General features: G+C 68.2%; 13 protein-coding genes. 1 reads left to right on the forward strand and 12 read right to left on the reverse strand.

Going from position 1 to position 16,270, the window contains the following annotated elements; all coding sequences use genetic code 11:
* Nucleotides 1-246 precede the first annotated feature (246 nt).
* The 9 genes from BKD26_RS35945 to BKD26_RS35980 form a co-directional block, all read right to left on the reverse strand.
* On the reverse strand, nucleotides 247-519 hold the full coding sequence (locus tag BKD26_RS35945; protein WP_084906990.1) for a hypothetical protein: 273 nt from the start codon (nucleotides 517-519) through the stop codon (nucleotides 247-249).
* A 21-nt stretch (nucleotides 520-540) separates the two neighbouring features.
* Nucleotides 541-978, reverse strand: coding sequence for a hypothetical protein (locus tag BKD26_RS35950; RefSeq protein ID WP_084906992.1), 438 nt, complete (start codon nucleotides 976-978; stop codon nucleotides 541-543).
* An 85-nt stretch (nucleotides 979-1,063) separates the two neighbouring features.
* On the reverse strand, nucleotides 1,064-1,465 hold the full coding sequence (locus BKD26_RS35955) for a DUF3846 domain-containing protein (RefSeq protein ID WP_084906994.1): 402 nt from the start codon (nucleotides 1,463-1,465) through the stop codon (nucleotides 1,064-1,066).
* A 672-nt stretch (nucleotides 1,466-2,137) separates the two neighbouring features.
* Nucleotides 2,138-3,145, reverse strand: coding sequence for a DUF6292 family protein (locus BKD26_RS35960; RefSeq protein ID WP_084906996.1), 1,008 nt, complete (start codon nucleotides 3,143-3,145; stop codon nucleotides 2,138-2,140).
* Nucleotides 3,146-3,405: 260 nt separating this feature from the next.
* Nucleotides 3,406-3,999: a helix-turn-helix domain-containing protein gene (locus BKD26_RS35965; protein ID WP_143662769.1), complete on the reverse strand. Its 594-nt coding sequence runs from the start codon at nucleotides 3,997-3,999 to the stop codon at nucleotides 3,406-3,408.
* A 2-nt stretch (nucleotides 4,000-4,001) separates the two neighbouring features.
* On the reverse strand, nucleotides 4,002-9,080 hold the full coding sequence (locus BKD26_RS42160; protein WP_084907000.1) for a DUF927 domain-containing protein: 5,079 nt from the start codon (nucleotides 9,078-9,080) through the stop codon (nucleotides 4,002-4,004).
* A 224-nt stretch (nucleotides 9,081-9,304) separates the two neighbouring features.
* Nucleotides 9,305-9,646 (reverse strand): hypothetical protein, encoded by a 342-nt coding sequence (locus BKD26_RS39985; RefSeq protein ID WP_143662770.1) that lies wholly within the window; start codon nucleotides 9,644-9,646, stop codon nucleotides 9,305-9,307.
* 318 nt (nucleotides 9,647-9,964) lie between these two features.
* Nucleotides 9,965-10,672: a hypothetical protein gene (locus BKD26_RS35975; protein WP_084907002.1), complete on the reverse strand. Its 708-nt coding sequence runs from the start codon at nucleotides 10,670-10,672 to the stop codon at nucleotides 9,965-9,967.
* A 25-nt stretch (nucleotides 10,673-10,697) separates the two neighbouring features.
* A complete protein-coding gene (locus tag BKD26_RS35980; protein ID WP_084907075.1) occupies nucleotides 10,698-10,880 on the reverse strand; it encodes a hypothetical protein in 183 nt (60 codons plus the stop codon).
* Nucleotides 10,881-11,083: 203 nt separating this feature from the next.
* Here BKD26_RS35980 and BKD26_RS35985 point away from each other — a divergent pair, with 203 nt between their 5' ends.
* Nucleotides 11,084-12,388, forward strand: coding sequence for a DUF2637 domain-containing protein (locus BKD26_RS35985; protein ID WP_084907004.1), 1,305 nt, complete (start codon nucleotides 11,084-11,086; stop codon nucleotides 12,386-12,388).
* Between the two features lie 133 nt (nucleotides 12,389-12,521).
* Here BKD26_RS35985 and BKD26_RS35990 read toward each other — a convergent pair whose 3' ends face one another.
* The 3 genes from BKD26_RS35990 to BKD26_RS36000 all read right to left on the reverse strand — a co-directional run bounded on the left by BKD26_RS35990 (nucleotide 12,522) and on the right by BKD26_RS36000 (nucleotide 16,230).
* Nucleotides 12,522-14,528 carry an FtsK/SpoIIIE domain-containing protein gene (locus tag BKD26_RS35990; RefSeq protein WP_084907006.1) on the reverse strand — a complete coding sequence of 669 codons (2,007 nt, stop codon included), beginning with the start codon at nucleotides 14,526-14,528 and terminating at the stop codon, nucleotides 12,522-12,524.
* Nucleotides 14,529-14,680: 152 nt separating this feature from the next.
* A complete protein-coding gene (locus BKD26_RS35995) occupies nucleotides 14,681-15,289 on the reverse strand; it encodes a hypothetical protein (RefSeq protein ID WP_084907008.1) in 609 nt (202 codons plus the stop codon).
* A gap of 152 nt (nucleotides 15,290-15,441) precedes the next feature.
* On the reverse strand, nucleotides 15,442-16,230 hold the full coding sequence (locus BKD26_RS36000; protein ID WP_179166832.1) for a ParA family protein: 789 nt from the start codon (nucleotides 16,228-16,230) through the stop codon (nucleotides 15,442-15,444).
* Between the last annotated feature and the right edge of the window lie 40 nt (nucleotides 16,231-16,270).

Genomic DNA, 16,270 nt, shown 5'->3' on the forward strand with positions numbered 1-16,270 from the left:
GCTTCGGCCTGGACCCGCGGAGCGGGTTGGGCGGCGCGCTGCGCCGACCCAGCGAGGGCGGGCCGCGCTGCGGCCCGCCCGTGGCTGATCTACGTTGCAAACTAGGAAGCTCCCGGCTGGCTGGGGTTCAAACAGACGCAGCGACGCGGGGAGGGGGTTGTTCGCCCGAGCACGAATTCCGGCTTTCTGAATTCGTTTCAATTCCCTTTGACGGAAATTGAATTCGGCCGGTCGCTCCCTTTGATTTCACGACCGAATGATGTCGTAGCAGTCGCGGTCAACGAGGTCTCCGGAGGTGTCACCGTAGAACTCGGCGACTCGAACGGCCCCCCGGTCCCCGCCCCAGAACGTCTTAACCGACTCGAATTCTGCGACGTCGGGGTAGTAGTCGAGGGCGGCGCGGGCGGCCTTTTCCTCGGCCTTCCGGTAGTCCTCCGCCTCTACGACGATTACAAACCGGTTGTCGATGAGGCTGGTCATGTAGTCGGCCCAGTCACAGACGAATGTGTATTTCTGCACGACGGTTCTCCTGACTCAGTCTCAGAGGTGGATTACGGGGGCGTCCTTGTACTCGACTCCGGGTTCCGGCGGCTGGATTTCGCCGGTTTCCGGGTCGTGGCAGTAGGCGTCGAATACCTCGGCGCGGTTGAGCGGGTGCGGGTCTCCGTCTGCGAACTTCCAGCCGCACACGCGGGACGTGTCTTCCTCGCTCTGGCTGCGCATCACGAGTCCACCGGTGTGCGCACCGGAGACGGCGACGGCGAGCAACTCCAGGAAGTCGAGGGCCTGAACCTCACTGGCGACGAACGTTTCGTCGTGCTGGAGCCAGCGGAAGAGCTGGACCATGGACCCGCCGATAGCGTGGACGGAAAGCAGGAGACGGTGAGCGCCGTTTCCGGCGTGCTCAAGAATCCTTTCAAAGATGTCCATGGCCTTTTCCCCGTCGGCGGGGCTGGGCACGCGGTACAGGACGTCCACGGTTGGTCTCGCTTTCTGTGTATGTGGTCTTGGGCGCGGCGGGGGGTGCCACTCCCCCCGCCGCTGAATTGGGGGTGTGCGGTCGCTAGTTGGTGCGCTGGGCGGGGATGGGGATGTCGAGGGTCATCAGGTGGTGCTCGACGAGTTCGAGGACCTGGTCCCGGGTGAGGCCGAGCGTGTTGCCGTGGCGGTCGGTGCCGCCGGTGATGACGGCGTGGCCGTAGTAGAGCTGGTGCGGGGGCTGGTGCGCGGCGTAGAGGAGGGTGGCGGGCCGGTTGACGACGGAGCCGTTGTACAGGCCTTCGTCGTCGAGCCACATGGTGAGCTTGTCGGTGATGTCGACGGCGGCGACGTTCTGGCAACCGATGGCCTTGTAGAGGGTGTTGAGGTGGACGTGGGTGCCGTTCGGCCAGTCCAGCAGCTCGAAGGTGCCGTCCGTGCGGAGGAGCAGGGCGTAGGACTCCGTCGTGGTGGTGGTCTTGGGCATGCGTGTCTCCCTGAGTAGGGGTTGGTGCCTTGGGTTTGCCGGTGGCTGCCACTGCCGACCGACAAGAAAACTGTACCGCATTTCCCTACTCATCGCGACGCTTTTCGAGGAGTTTTTGCAGGTCAACCCATACGGGGGGTGGCCGGGGCCGGGGCCGTGCCGCCGCTGCCTCTGGCGCGCAGAGCCAGAGGCGTCGTCCGGCAGCGCGCAGCGCTCGGGGCAAGCGCGCAGCGCTTCCCCGCGTGCCGGACGACAGCGGTCGGGGAGCGCAGCGGACCGACCGCCCGGGGGCCGGGGAGCGCAGCGGAGCGGCCCCCGGGAGGGTGTGCGGGCGAGCGCTTGCGCTCGGTCGGGGGAGCGCAGCGGACCCGACGTACCCGCACACCCTCGGGCGTGAGAGCGCTTGCGCTCGGTCGGGGGAGCGCAGCGGACCCGACACGCCCCGGCGGCGGGGCGGTCCCGGCCCCGGCCACCCCCCGGAGAGAGATGGGCGCGCCCCGCGCCGCTGCGCCCTGTGCCGCTCGCTGCGCCCCTGTGGGCCCTTCTGCCGGTACGTCACTGGCTGCGTACCGGAGCGCCCCTTGGGGGCCGCCCCTGGGGCTGCTTTGGGCACGCGGAAGCCCCAGGGACCGTCCGGGTCTCCTGGGGCTTTCTGCGGGCGTGTGGGGGCTGCTACGGGGTGAGTTCGGCGACGAGGGTGTCGGGGTCCGGGGTAGTGCCGGATGCCAGGTAGCGGACGCCGTCTCCGGCCGGGGGCTTGGCTGCGCCCCGTCCAAGGGGGTGACGGCGGCTGGGAGCGGTACGCCATCCGTACCGTTCGTCCCACACGAGCGCGGGGGCCGGCGCCTGTGGTGTGTCGAGAACGAGCGTGGCCACGCAGAGATCGTCCGTGGGGTGCTGGAGCGCGGGGACCGTGTCCGCGGTGGTCCAGCCTGCCTGATGGACGGCCTCTGCGACGTCGGCGAGGTAGGGCGCGATGCGCCGGCCGCGGAGTACGGCCTGGGCGAGCACCAGGGCGCGGCGCACCTGGGAGGCCGGGTAGCCGAGCGCCGTGGCGGCCTGTTCCGGCGTCAGGGTGGAGTCGTCCTGCATGAGGTCGGCGATCCGGCCGGCGCGCAGCTGGGTGAGGGCGTCCTGCGCGGTGTCGCGGTGGACACCGAGCGCGTCGACGACTCCGGCCGCGCTGATCGCCGGGTCTTCGTCCAGCAATGGGGCGGTGCGTGCCAGCAGCTGCTCGCGGGGGACCTGGTCCCCGGAGCGCTTCGGCCGGCCGGTGGTGGCGGCCCTGCCCTGCCTGCTGGCCTTGAACTGGTCGACGACGTGACGAGGCCAGTGCTCCACCCCGCCGACTTCCACCATGTTGGCCGTGAGCTGCTCATCGGCCTTGTAGCTGTCCCAGGTACGCGGGGAGACGCCCAGGACCTCGGCGCACTCGCGGCGGTCGAGGAGGTCCTGGTCGTCGTTCTCGTCGGGGAGCGGGGGGACGGGCGCGCCTGCCAGGTAGGCGTCGACCTGTTCGGCGTCGTATAGCTTGGTGCGGGCGCCCTTCGAGCTGATCGGCGCGGGGAATCCTTCGGCGGCGTGGCGCTTGGCGTTGAGGTAGGTCTGGAGCTGAACGCCTTGCTGTTGGGCCAGGTCTGCGAGGGTGCGCACCAGGTGCTTGCGAGCTGCTCGGATCATGGGGATTCTCCTCAACTGGCCCGTACGGGCGGGCGGTTCCCTCGAAAAAACGGTACCGAACTTTCTTAAGTGTCCGGTAGTGGATACACTCACCCTCACGAGCACGCGGTCCCGTGAGGGGTTGTGTGTCTTGGGTTCGGCCGGCGCCCGTGCCACCCGCTTCGGCGGACTGAGGGCGCCGGCCACTTCTCTTCCCCACCACCTACGCGACGCGGGGAGGAGGGGCGGCCCCGGGGAGGCTTCCGAGGGGCCGCGCGCTATCAGGCGATGTCGACGTCGATGTAGTCCACGTCTTTCATCCGAACTTCGGTGTAGGCGTTGTTTCCTCCGCCTTCCCGGATGTATTCGTTCTGGTAGAACTCCGCGATGACTTCCTTTGCCTTTTCCTCGTCCTCGTCGTGCAGGGCGTCCCACAGGCGTTCCGCGTACTCGGGGGGCATTTCCTTTGCGATGGTCCGCATTTTGCTGTCGGGTGTCTTTCGTCCTGAGCGGGTGTTCGTGTATCCGAGTTCGGCGCGCATCTGGACTCGTACCGGCGACCGTTTCGCTTGCTTGACGATGTTCTTCTGCACCCGTGGCTTATGGACTTTGCGGACCTCGTTGTCGATGCGATCGGCGATCTTCTTGGGCGGGTTCTTCCGCTGTCCTTTGAGGTAGCGGTAGACCGCCTCTGGGGTCACTTCCAGCTTTGCGGCAAGCCGCTTCACCGCCCCGGCTTCCCCGCCGGTCTTCTTTTCGTGCCGCAGCAGCGCTGAGACCTTGCCCTTCACGGTTTTCGGCATGTCCTTCTGCTGGACATCCGACATCTTCCGGTGAACGGCCCCGACGAGGGCGTTAATTACCTTTTTGATCATGGTCACTCACCCTCGTCCACGTACTCGCCTTCGCGGAGCGCGATGTGCGTTGCCGGGTTGTCTCCACCGGTGTGGGTTTCGGTGTACCAGGCCAGGGAGCGGGCGCCTTCGAGCTTTACCCAGCCCGGGGCGACGCCCAGGCGGAACGCCCCTCGGACCGGCTGACCGCTGGCGTCGCGCGGGATGATCTCCAGCGGGGAGCGGGTCTCGGTCGGGTAGACGACGCAGTCGCTGTAGCAGGCCAGCGGGGCGCGGCCGGTGAGCTCGTACGTCTTCACGATCTTCTTGTGCTGGACGATGCGGGCGGTGGCGATCACGGCGTAGCGGATGTCGGGGCGCCACCAGATGCGGTCCAGGTCGGGCCAGGGCTGACCGGGCTGGTAGCCGATGTAGCGGCTGGGGCTTGTGCGCAGCTTCCCGATGCCGTTCTTCACGGTCTGCTTGATGGCCTGCAACACCGCTCGTTCCACGGGGTCGCCTTCGCCCGCTTCCATCCGGGCCATGGCCTCCAGGAATGCCTCCGGGTCCATGCCCTCGGTGACGCCGAGCTTGGCCATGGTCGTCTTGTAGGCGACGGCGAGGCGCTCGTTCCAGGGGTCGAGCCAGCCGGCAGCGAGCGGCTCGCGCAGCCACCCCTCCATCGGTTCGACTGTCACGCCGAGCTTGCGCGCGTGGTCGAGCGTCTGGGTGGTGTACCAGCCGGGGCGGGTGGGCGGCTGGCCGGTGCGGGTGAAGGGCGAGGGGAACAGCTCCGGGTCGAGCGGGTTGACGGCACCGGGGCCCAGGCGGCGCGCGAGCTCGACGTGGGCGCGGGAGAGGTCTGCCCTCCAGGCTCCGGGGATCTTGGGGTTGAAGCTGGGGCGGAGAACATGCTCGGGGTCGGAATCGCCCACCAAGAGGCGGGAGGAGCCGGAGAGGAACGAGGTGTTGGTGTCGATGCCGGTGCAGTGGGCGAAGTGCTCTTCGTCGCTGCGGACGTCGCGGTGCCAGTCCCACGCCTCCTCGTGCATCGCCTCGTCCTCCGGCCGGAACTTGCCGAACACCTCATGCACGACGGGGTGTTCGTCCGGGGCCTCGCACGGGGCCGGCTTGCGCGGCTGGGTCAGCGAGCCTTCCACCGGGCCGGAGGCGTACTTCTCCGTGACCTCTCCCGTGGTCTCGTCCCTCTCCTCCACCTTGACCGGGCGGGTGGCGGGGCGCAGCTGCATCATCAACTCAATGCCGGAAGAAGCCATGGTCCCGCGCGGAGCGATGACCCGCTGGGCGTAGGTGCCCAGCGTGCGCGCGATCCGAGCGGGGTCGGTGTCCTCGTCCATGTACCAGCCGGAGGCCTTGTTGAGCGCGCCCCACGGAATGATGCCGAGCTGGACGGACTGGCGGACTCCGTTCTCGATCGGCTTGTGAATCCGGGCCCAGGGGCCGAAGCCTCGCTTGGTCAGTTTCCAGCCCGCCTTAACCAGGTCCTTGACCACCTTGTGGGTCTCCGGCAGGCGGAGGGTACGGCGGTCCTCCAGTTCGTCGGGCAGGCCGTACCGCTTGGCCGCAGCCGCAGTGAGCACCAGTACCGGGTCGGCGTCGGTGCCCCACTTGTGCAGGCGCTTTTGGCCCAGCCCGGCCTCAAGCGCCCACGGGACCAACGTCTTGAGGCTGCGGGCGGGGACGTCGAGGGTGCAGCCGTCGGCGAGGTGCGCGAGGACCTGGCCGTCGTCGGTGACGTCCAGGACAGCCACCGGGCCGTTGGGGAACTCCGAGTCCGACTCCGCGGCGGGGATCTGGGCGCGGCGGCGCGGCGCGGCCGGACCATCCGCCGTGACAGGACGCGGGGAGGGAGTCGGGGCGCTGGCGGGCTCGGGCGCGGCGGCCGGTGCCGGGACCGGCGCGGTGGGCTGCGGTGCGGCGCTGGGGGCCAGGGCGGGGTCGAGGTAGCCGACGTCGCACCGGAACAGCCCCGGCATCTCCTGGTGCATCGGCTGGCCGTTCTCGAAGTGCGTGGTGGGGTTCCCACACCGCACACAAGGCGCGGTCGGCAGCTGGTTGACGTGGCCGGCCATCTCATCCTCCTGGTCTGTGGCGGGTGCGGTCGTACTGACGTCCTGGGCCTGTGTGGTGGGCTCGTCGGGCTGGGAGGGTTCGGCCTCATGCAGGTCTTCGGCCGAGAGCTCTTCCTGGGCGGGCCCTGGGGGTGGTGTGCCGTCGGTGCCCTCGCTGCCGCCGGGGCCCGAGCCATTGTCGTCACCGGATCCGGAGTCGCCTTCGCCCGTCTGCTTCGTCTGCTCCTCCTCGGGCGGAAGGACGAAGGTGTAGGTGTCGGCAGTCGTGCGGCCGGTGCGGACCTTGTTGCGCAGCTGGTTGTTCGTGACAAGGCGCTCCTCGTCGCGCAGGTCGCGCAGACCCAGCAGCGGGTCCTCGATGCCGGCCGCCTTCGCGATGGGGCCCATGGCATTGGTGAGCACCGCAACTCGGTTGGGGCTGAGGAAAAAACCCTCGATCTCGCGCGGCAGCATCGGCGCGGTCGGGCCGCCGACGAGGTGCGCCTTGTACGTCTCGATGTCGGGGAACGCGCTGGGGCGGGCGGACACGGCCTGGACGACGGCGGCCAGCAGACGGTCAGAGGGGCTGGCCCCCCGCTCCTCCAGCTCCCCGATGAGCCCCTTCAGCCGCTCGCGGGCCGTTTTCAGGGCTGCGTCGCGCAGGCCGGTGACGCCCAGCATCTCTTCAAGGCGGGCGGCGCCGGCGACCCCCACGGCGAGGTTCTCGCCGAGGGTCGAGGCGACGCCGTCGACCCCGGATCCCAGATCGTCGATGGCGGTGTCGACGGCCTGGCAGAAGTCATCGGGTCGCACATCGGCCATCAGCCAGCGCAACGGCCAGCCGTAGGCGCGCCGACTGAGCTGCTCCACCCGCTTGGCGGTTGCGCCGTCCTTGACGATGGGAACGGGAATCTCGATGACGCGGGCTGCGGCGGCTTCGTTGGTGACGCGGCCGACGATGGACTCGTTGCCGGTGGCGAACAACACCGACAGCCACTTGGCCGTGGTGCGAAAGCCACCCCCGCGCAGACCGATAGTGCGCTGGGCGCCGTCGGAGGTGGTGCCGAGAACGACCTGTTCCAGCTTGGCAGCAGACTGTCCAGCGGCGAAGGTACCGAGCTCGTCACGGAACGCGGGCACCACACCCAACGCGGACAGGGACTCGGCGAGGCCGATCTGGCTCGTGGTCCAGCCCGTCACGATGAACTCGGGGTCGCCGAAGATCCCAGCACCCCCCAGCATGCCGGTGGTCTTTCCCTTACGCGCAGCACCCACCAAGAGCACCCAGAACCCCATGCGACGGCCCAGCGGCTTGAGGAGCACCGCGCCTAGGGCCAGGCCCAGGACCAAGGCCAGGCGCTCGTTGCCCTCCTCGGCCGCGATGGTGAGGAGCTTCTTCCAGTTGGTGCGGGCGCGGCCCTCGGTAAGGCGCTCGGTGAAGTACCCGCCGGGCGCGACGTCGGGCGAGGGGACGACGAGCGTGTCCCTGTTGACCCAGCGCGGCGCCTTCTCCTGCTCGGGGGCGTAGGTGACGGCGATCTCGTTGATGGCAGTCTGGACCGCCTTCTGCACCTTGTCGTCGGCCGACAGCGGTACGTTCAGCTTTTGCGCCCAGGCGCCGGTCTTGATCTCGTCCGGGGTGCACAGCGCGATCTCCGCACCCGGATCGAGGGACATGGTCAGGCGCAGATCGTGGCGGGCACGGCGGTCGGCCCCGTCGCGGACAACGAGCTGCTCCAGCACGTACGGCAGGACGACGCAGAACTGCCAGACCTCCATGGGCTCACCGGTCTTCGGGTCGCGGATGGTGGTGAGCCGGTAGACGCCTCGCTCGAACTCGTCGGACCCGTCACCCAGGGAGTAGCGCCACTGGCCGGTCGACATCGCGATCGGGTAGAGGGGTTCTTTGTCGGCCGGCTTGGGCCTCCGCCGCTTCGGGCCGCTCTTACCCTTCGGGGCGGCCTCCTTCTCCTCGGGAGCTGGGGGCTCCTCGGGGGCGGTCAGCGGCTGCTGAGCCTCGGGGGTGGCTGGCTCCGTCAGCGCGCCTTCGAGCACGAGCGGATCGACGTCCTCGAAGTCGTCGAGCCCGTACCCGGCGTTCAGGTGGTCGGTGGCATCAGCGCCCTCAGCGTCGACGGGCGTACGAACCACGCGCACGGAGGCGGCGACGCCTTCCAGTTCCTCCGCTACGTGCGCGGCGTGCCGGTAGCCGACGAGGTCGTTGTCCGCCACAAGTACGACGTGCGCGCCGCGCAGCTGCTCGGTGTGCTGGCTGCTCCAAGAGCCCGCGCCGTTCGAGTGCGACGTCCCGACGCCTCCGGCCGCGGTGATGGCCTCGGCGTCACCCTCGCCCTCCGTGACGTGGATCGTGCGACCCTCCGGGATGGCGCGGACGACGAGCGGCAGCTGGTAGAGGCCCAGCCAGTCGCCCAGCTTGCGCCCCGGATACGGGTTCTCCCCGTCCGGGTAGCTGGTGGCGAACTTGCGGCCCTTCTTCTTGTCCGGGCAGGCCGGATCCGTGCACTTGTGCCGGTGCACGCGCGCCAGGACGACACCCTGAGCGTCGGTGTAGGTGTGGGTGGTCTCGGCGTACGCGTGCTTATGCCCGGCCATCTGCTTCTTCAGCTTGGCCTGGGCCGCCTCACGCGCCTTGGCGACGTCCTTGGCACGGCCACCGTTCTGCGCGGAGCGCGGTGCCGGTGAGGTGTCGGATGCCGTACGGCGACGCGGGAGGGAGATGGCGCGGCCAGCGGCCTTCGCCTGGGCCTCGGGCGACATCCCGTCGTACAGGTCCGCCCAGGTCAGTCCCAAGGCGTCGATGACCGCCTGGCGGTCACAGCCGCCCTTGCAGTCGAAGACGACGCGTCCGGCCTTGTCGTGGGTGGGCGGCTTCCAGTCGGCGGAGAGCGACGGACTGTTCACGTCGTGGACCGGACACAGCGCGTCAAGGCCGTCACGGCGCGGGCGCGGGTTGCAGTCGGCAGCTTCGAGGGCGCGGGTGAAGCGCTCCAAGCTGGACCGGTCGATGCGGGTCTGCGGCTGGATCGTCACCGGGCCTCACCACCCGTTGGAGGAGCGGCGAGGGTGACATTCAGGACATAAGAAGCCTGGACGTAGTGGATGGCCGAAGCCATGGGTATCCTCACAAGTGGACTGCGGCCCGCTCCCTGCTCCGCACCGGTTGATGAGGCCGGCGTTCGAGGCTGATTACCTCGTTCGGGTAAAGGGGGCGGGCGCTTTTATTTCTGGGGTGAGCTAGCCCCAGTGGTCAGTACTCATGCAGCCGTTATTGCAGCAGCGGCTTCCTGATCTTGGATGATCTCCTCCACCAGGTCGTGCAGCTCGTGCATGGCAGCGAGGAACGACTTGGGGTCATTCGCGATAGCCCGCGCAGAGACCGCGTTCAGCAGACCGACGGACAGCGCCATGGCCATCCGACGGCCATTGGCGGGAGAGATTCCGCGCCGGACACCGTTACCAGGCACCCCGGCAGTGATGGCGAGGGCCTGAGCGGTTGGCCTCGACACGGCGCCCGACATGCGCGCGATCTCTGCGGCTGTCACACCCTGCCGCTGATCAGGCCCGCGACCTTGGGTGGTTCGCTCCTTCGAGCGCATCGAACTCTCCTCATCGAATCTGAGAAAGCTGATCAGCGAACAACATACACCCACAACACCCCGTTGTGGATCAAGAATCAACACGTTTTTCAACTCGCGTGTCGTGGCGTCACTCCAGCGCCCTGGTCTCGAAGTTGGAACGACGCGGGAGGGGAGGGCGTGGCGGGCGGCTTGAAGGTGTCTCGGCGGGAAACCTGCCCGTTGGTACGCTTTCGGGCGTTGGGCAGACCGCCACCCTTGGGCGGGGGTCAGCTTGCGCGGGGCCTTCTGGGTGGTGCCAGGGGCCCCGCGCTTCATTTGGTCCTCCATCTCGCCGCCTCAGCTGGCGATGTCGCCCAGGCGCAGCTCGTCGACTCGCTGCACCACGTGCGTACGCGCTGATGTCGCCCGTGGGCCGCCGAGTTCGAGGACTTCCTTGAGCTGCTCACCCAGCCACACCATCCGGGCCGGTTGCTCGGTGGCGTGGTGCCACAGGGCGTACGCGCGGCGGACCGCGGCCCAGTAGGCGGGGCTGTGCAGTTCGGCCCATCCGCGCGCGGCTTCCAGGTAGAGCTCGCAGCCGGTTCCCGGCAGACCGCAGACCACGGCGGCGTGTGCGCGCAGCTCTCGGACGCGCCACACGTAGGGGTGGTCGCCGCCGTGGCGGCCTACAACCTCCCCCTCCAGCTTCAGCGCCAGCCCCATCCCGGCGTGCTCGCGTCCGCTGTCGAGCGCGGCGCAGACGGCGGCGACTTGCACGGCGTATGCGGCGGGGACGTCTTCGGCGTCTGGGTCCTGTGTCAGGTGGGTGGCCTGGTGCGGCTCCAGGACGTCGCCGTCGGTGGTGACCACGAATGCCCAACGGCGTCCGTCCGGCTCGGTGGCGGTGACCTTGACGGCGCGGCGGCGCTGCCGGGCGATCCTGACCACGTGGGCGAGGGTTGCGGCGTGCGCGTCCTCGAGTGTGCCGTTCGTGCCGCGTACTTCGTGTCCGTCGACCCAGCCTCGCCCGTCCGCGGCGATCGTGATCGTGACTTCGCTGGTCATTCCTGCACCCCCTTGCGCCACAGGTTCATGCGCCCTGGCGCGTCAGATACTCGTCGAGCGCCTTGTCCATGACGTCCTGGACGTTCACGTCGTGGTTGGCGGCGTAGACCTTCAGTCGCCTGCGCACCGATGCCCGGACCCGGCCACTGATCAGGACCCGGTCGTCGGCCTGGGCGTCGCTCTCCTGGCTCGCCTTTTTCCTGGGCATGAACACCTCTCTCCGTACGGTCTTCGACGCATCAGACGCTACAACAACACATCTTGCCTACAACACATCTCAATGACAAGTTATTTTGTTGACAAGTTAGGCGCGGCGTGATGGACTGACATGGCTTCATAAGTCACGTGGGTCTCTTGCGACATGCTGGCTAGCATGATCGGCCCCAGGGACGGCACAGCGGAAGGAGAGAGATGGACGAGGCACCCGAGCGCGCGCCAGCTCCAGAGCACAACGACGCCGACCACCGCAGCCGCCGCGAGGACGCGCCGGCAACCGCCAGGAGGCGCGGCTGGTGGCCGGACGAGGACAAACGCAAGGAGCTGCTGAACCAGACGCTTGCGGCAGTCACCACGCTCGGCACCTACGGCTTGATCGGGCTCGGCTTCTCCACCTCGTACGAGTCGATCCGGCAGATCGCCCAGGTAAAGGGCAAGTTCGGCCCGACGATGTCGCACGTCGTGCCGCTCAGCTTCGAGGGCGGCATCATCATCCTGTCCCTGTATGTCATCCGGGCGGCCCGGCAGGGACAGCGGGCGCTGATGCTCGAAACCCTGGTGATGGTCGGCTCGCTCGCGACGCTGTTCGTGAACTGGCATGCGCCGGTGGACGGCATCGAGGGGCGCATCACTCACGTGGTGCCCGTCGCCATGTTCTTGATCTGCTTCAAGTACCTGGTGCACTCCAGCCGCAAGAAGGCTCTCCAGGATCGGGGTGTCCTGCCTCCCCCGCTCCCGCGTCTGCGCGGGGTGGAGTGGCTGCTCGCGCCGTTCGACGCCTACGCGCAGTGGCGTCTGATGGCGCTCAACGGCGTGCCGACGCAGGAACAGGCAATGTGGGTGCACCACGCAATGCAGCTGCGCCGTGTGCAGCTGCTCAGGAAGCACAAGGTGAAGCGGTGGTGGAGGGTGCCGCTGCACGAGCGCTTGCAGGCAGCGGCGGAAGTCCTCGCCGAGGGTGAGCGCCTCTACGGCACGGACGGCGGGGGCGGGCGCTACGCCGTGCTCGCCGAGCGTCTCAGCGAGCCGGAGAAGGTGCCGGAGCCGACATCGGCCCCGGTGCTTCCCGCGATCCCCCAGCAGGCGTCCGCCAGGCCGGAACTGGAGCCGCTGGAGGAGTCAAGCGCCCTGCCGCCCAGCACGTCGGCCTACAGCGAGCCGCTCCCCCAGGCCGAGCGCCCCTACACCAGCGAGACCACCGATGAGGTCCCGGCGGCTGCCGTCGTCGAGTCCAGCAGCGAGCGAGCGGACCGCGAGGAGCGAGAGGCCACGAATCGCGCGCAGCAACGTCGTGACACCTACCAGAAAGCGTTGGAGGTCGTCATGGAGCTGATCGAGCTGGGCGAGCCGATCACCGGCGCCCGCGTCGCCCAGCATCCGGACTTCCCTGCTGGTGAGCGGACCGCTCAGCGCAGCATCAACCGCATGCGCGAGGACCCTGAGCTGGCCGCCGATCCGCGGCTTCGCAAGTACCTGTTCCCCGAGGACAGCAACGCCTGATCTTGCCGCCACATGAGGGCGCCCGGAGTCATAGCAGCTGACTCCGGGCGCCCTTTCACTGTATCTGCGCGGCGCATCCAGCGGCTCCCCCGGGCCGGCGGGCCCGGCCTGGTCCACCACCGCCGTCGCCTGGTCAGGCTGTCGCGGGGAGCTTTCGGGTGAGCACGTCATCGACTTCCAGGCGCTTGACGCCGGTCGTACCGTCGTCGTCCTCGTACTCCAGCTCCACGTACTCCTCTCCCTCCTCGTCCTCATCGAAGTGGAGGTCCAGCACCTTCACGGCGACGTCCTGCCCGTCCAGGTCCAGCTCGACCTGGTCGCCCACCTCCAGCTCGTACACGCCGACGTGCTCCAGTCCCTGAGCCTCAAGCTCTGGGTCGTGCTGCGCGGAGGGTGGCGTGTAGTCGGAGACCTCCAGCGCCGGCGTGGCCGACTGTTCCACGCTGAAGCGTGCGCGCACGGAGCGGCCGAGGTCGCCGAGGAACCACAGCGGATCCGAGCCGGTCTCGTTGGCGTACCTCTCCGCGGCCTCGTGCATGCGGCTGACGAGCTCGTCCCAGATCACCTTGTCTCCGGCGTCGAACGCGTCGTCGTCGGAGGGTGTGAGGAGGCGGAAGACCTGGACGTGCTCGGGACCGCGTTCGGTCGTCGCGATGGCGCGGCCCTGGACGCTGGGCAGGTCGGTGCCCACGCGGCGGCTGCCCCACATCATCTGTGCGGTCTCCGGGGTGGCTTTCTCCAGGCTGACGCGGTGGCGGAAACTGTCCCTGGCCAGGCCGGTGAGGAACTCCGCGTCGGGGCGCTGGATGCCGATGAGGAGGTGGATCATGGCGCTCCTGGCGAGGACTGCCATGCGCTTCCACAGGGCCAGGCAGGGGTGCTCACGGCCCTTCAGTTGCTGGTTCTCGGCTTTCATTTCCGCCCAGATCGCGGCGAGCGCCTCCTTGAAGATGTAGAACTCGTCGAGGATGAACAGAATGCGGCTGAAGTCTCCCCTTTTAGCGTTTCCGTATTCGATTTCCTTGTAGCGACGTTCCATCTCGGAGTGAACGAGAACGATGGCTTGGGCGATGTCGCGCGGATCGGTGAGGACCACGACGCCTGGCACGTCGCGGAAATCCATGTACTCGATGCGCTTGGGGTCGCACAGGACGACCGGGACGCCGAGGACTTGGGCGCCGACGACGAGGTTTCGGATGTAGACGGTTTTTCCGCTGCCCGTCGGGCCGACGACGAGGCAGTGGGGGTTCTTGCTGCCGAGTTTCCATGCTTCGATCTGGTTCGCTTCGGTGACCGCGTAAGGCAGCGAGTAGCGACTCGGCTTGAAGTCGAGGGGATAGGGGACGTTTGTGGGGAACGGGGGGCGGAGTTCGAACCGGACTTTGTTTTTCTCGAAGTCCCAGATATCGCGCCATTCTCCGGGGACCTTGGCGTTCACCTGCTGGGCGACACGGTCACGGAAGCTGGGGCTGAGGTCGCGTGTCGTCGTGTCGTATGTCGCCTCGATCGCCGTCGGGATGTCGCTGTCGTCGTCGAAGGCGACATCGACCTTGGCGCCCGCGCCGAGGATCGCCTGGACGACACTGGTCGACCGGGCGCGGTGGGCGACACGTTCTTCGGTGTCGCCGACAGACGCCAGGGCCGTCGCGGTGTCGGTGTCGACGATGTCGGTGTCGCCGCCCGGGACGATGTCGGCGACAAGTCGCCGCTGGGGCGGCTGCCATGTCGCCGTCACCGTTCCGCCGACACGCTTGGCGATGATGTCGCGGATGTCGGCGCGCGCCTTGTCGTCCCGCTCATCGAATGTCGGCGGATAGGTGAGCACAATCTGTGACGGCACGCCGCCGCGTCGCTTCGCGATCTTCAGGTGCTGCGGCTCGAACGAGGAGCCGAACTTGGGCGCGAGTGCTGAGTAGAGCTCGTGCGCGGGGCGGCGCCGGCGGTGGAGGGCCGCGGAGCCGAACGCGGCCACGATCGTCGCTACGGCAATCACCGGCAGGCCGGCCTGGAGGAGGACGTCCTGTCCCGTGAAGCGAGCCAGGGCAACGACGATGAAGGCCGCTCCGACCCCGTACATCACGGCGCCGATGACCGGTGACTTCCCCGCTTCTGTGCCGTCAGAGCTGCTGGTGGCTGCCATGGCGCTTCCCTCCCGTGGGGTGACTTTCCGTCACTTGCGTGTCTCCTCTTTGGGCTTGACAGCGGTGATAGGCTGAGGACTGAACCGCAAGAATGAGGATCTGAGGACTCAGCCTCCCTCCGCCGCCCCGCCCTCCGAGGCGGGGTTTTGCGTTACGCCCCGTCTGCGCCTGGCTCCTTGGCATCCTGGCCCCCTCCCCCCTTCTTCCGTCGGTTGTGGGCCCTGAGCTGCGCGCCGCGAACGGCACCCTGGGGACTGGGGCCGCTACGCAGACGCTCGACGCGGGGGAAGGGCTGGCCGCGGTTGTAGCGGTCCTCCAGGCGCTCGACTTCCGCCAGCAGCACGGTGCGCACGAGTTCGCTGACGTTGTGGTGGCCGTCCGGCTGGAGCTGCGTGTGCCACTGCGCGGCGCGCATTCGTTCGATCAGTGAGGGCGGCAGGCTGAAGGACGCTGACCTCATCGACTCGGCAGGCAGCGGTGACGCAACGTCACGAGTGGGTGGTGGAGCGGATGTCGGCGACATGGAGTCCTCCGTCATGTCGGTCGGTTTGTCGGCACCTGTGTCGGTGTCGTTCGTCGTGGTGTCGCCGACAGATGTCGGTGTCGGCGGACGGGCGGTCGTGTCGGTGTCGGCCGTCATGACGGCAGGGGCCGACATGACGGCAGGGGCCGACATGTCGGCTTGTCGGTGTCGGGGGATGTCGGGTGTCGTGTCGGCGACAACCGCCCTGTCGGTGTCGGGCGTCATGTCGGCCGACATGACGGTGTCGGTGTCGGGGCGACGGGCTGTCGGTCGGGTGTCGGCGACACCGGCGAGGGCGACATCGACCGGGTCGGGTTCGCTGCGCTGTCGGATGGTCGCCGGCGCCCGCCGGGGCCCCTTGGCCGCCGATCGGTTTTCCTCTGCTGGATTCACTGCGTGCCCTCTGTCTGGGTCAGGGTGCGGTCGTAAATGCCTTGGTAGACGTCGGCGACCGATTCCAGGTCTGCACCCCCGTATTCACGGCATGGAAGGTGATAACTCTCCAGCGCCTCACACACGCGCGAACATCGCGGCACCACTGGTTCTAAAAGGAGGGTGCCGAAATGCTCGCGCATGTTCTGTAGCACGCGGCTTGCGTCCGCCCCTTCTTCGTATGCCGCAACAATGAAACCCGCTATGCGCAATTCGGGGTTGCCTTTCTCGGCGATCTTCTGGGCGGTGTATCTCATTTCCTCCGCACCTTGCGCACCCCACATGGTTGCTTGTGCGGTAATGAAAAGGTGCTCGATGCCGAGCAGGCCGGTTGCGGCGAGTTTCCCGATGTGCCTGGGCAGGTCGATGACGACATCATCGACGAGGTCGTCCAGCTCGCCGGAGATACGCGCTCGGCGTAGGGCGGTCATTCCCGTGGCCGTGATATCCACTTCGCGGTTCGCCAGAAAGCGGTCGGCCGGTGATACCAGGATGTTGGCCCAGGCCGTGGGCACGAGGGTGTCCCGCAGCCTCACCGGCCTGCCGCTGCCGTCGGCAGGGGCGAGGACATCCTTGATCCCGGCTGCGCGCGTGGCTGGCTCCAGTACATCGGTGGCGTTGCCCTGCGGGTCGAGGTCTAGGACACCGACCCTTCGCGGACGTCCGCCCCGTGTGCGCCGGCTCGCCGCGTAGGCCAGCTCCAGAGCGGCCGTGGTGCACCCCGCGCCGCCCTTCCCCTTGCCCACGCCGAGCCACATTCCCTACCCATCTCTCTCCTCGAAGCGG

Origin of the sequence: Streptomyces sp. CB03238 (genome assembly GCF_002099185.1) — a bacterium.
Lineage (GTDB): Bacteria > Actinomycetota > Actinomycetes > Streptomycetales > Streptomycetaceae > Streptomyces.

Coding starts and splice junctions, on each gene's coding strand:
- BKD26_RS35955 (WP_084906994.1), bottom strand. CDS start 1,465: ATGCCCAAGACCACCACCACGACGGAGTCCTACGCCCTGCTCCTCCGC.
- BKD26_RS35960 (WP_084906996.1), bottom strand. CDS start 3,145: ATGATCCGAGCAGCTCGCAAGCACCTGGTGCGCACCCTCGCAGACCTG.
- BKD26_RS35965 (WP_143662769.1), bottom strand. CDS start 3,999: ATGATCAAAAAGGTAATTAACGCCCTCGTCGGGGCCGTTCACCGGAAG.
- BKD26_RS39985 (WP_143662770.1), bottom strand. CDS start 9,646: ATGCGCTCGAAGGAGCGAACCACCCAAGGTCGCGGGCCTGATCAGCGG.
- BKD26_RS35975 (WP_084907002.1), bottom strand. CDS start 10,672: ATGACCAGCGAAGTCACGATCACGATCGCCGCGGACGGGCGAGGCTGG.
- BKD26_RS35980 (WP_084907075.1), bottom strand. CDS start 10,880: ATGCCCAGGAAAAAGGCGAGCCAGGAGAGCGACGCCCAGGCCGACGAC.
- BKD26_RS35985 (WP_084907004.1), top strand. CDS start 11,084: ATGGACGAGGCACCCGAGCGCGCGCCAGCTCCAGAGCACAACGACGCC.
- BKD26_RS35990 (WP_084907006.1), bottom strand. CDS start 14,528: ATGGCAGCCACCAGCAGCTCTGACGGCACAGAAGCGGGGAAGTCACCG.
- BKD26_RS35995 (WP_084907008.1), bottom strand. CDS start 15,289: ATGTCGGCCGACATGACGCCCGACACCGACAGGGCGGTTGTCGCCGAC.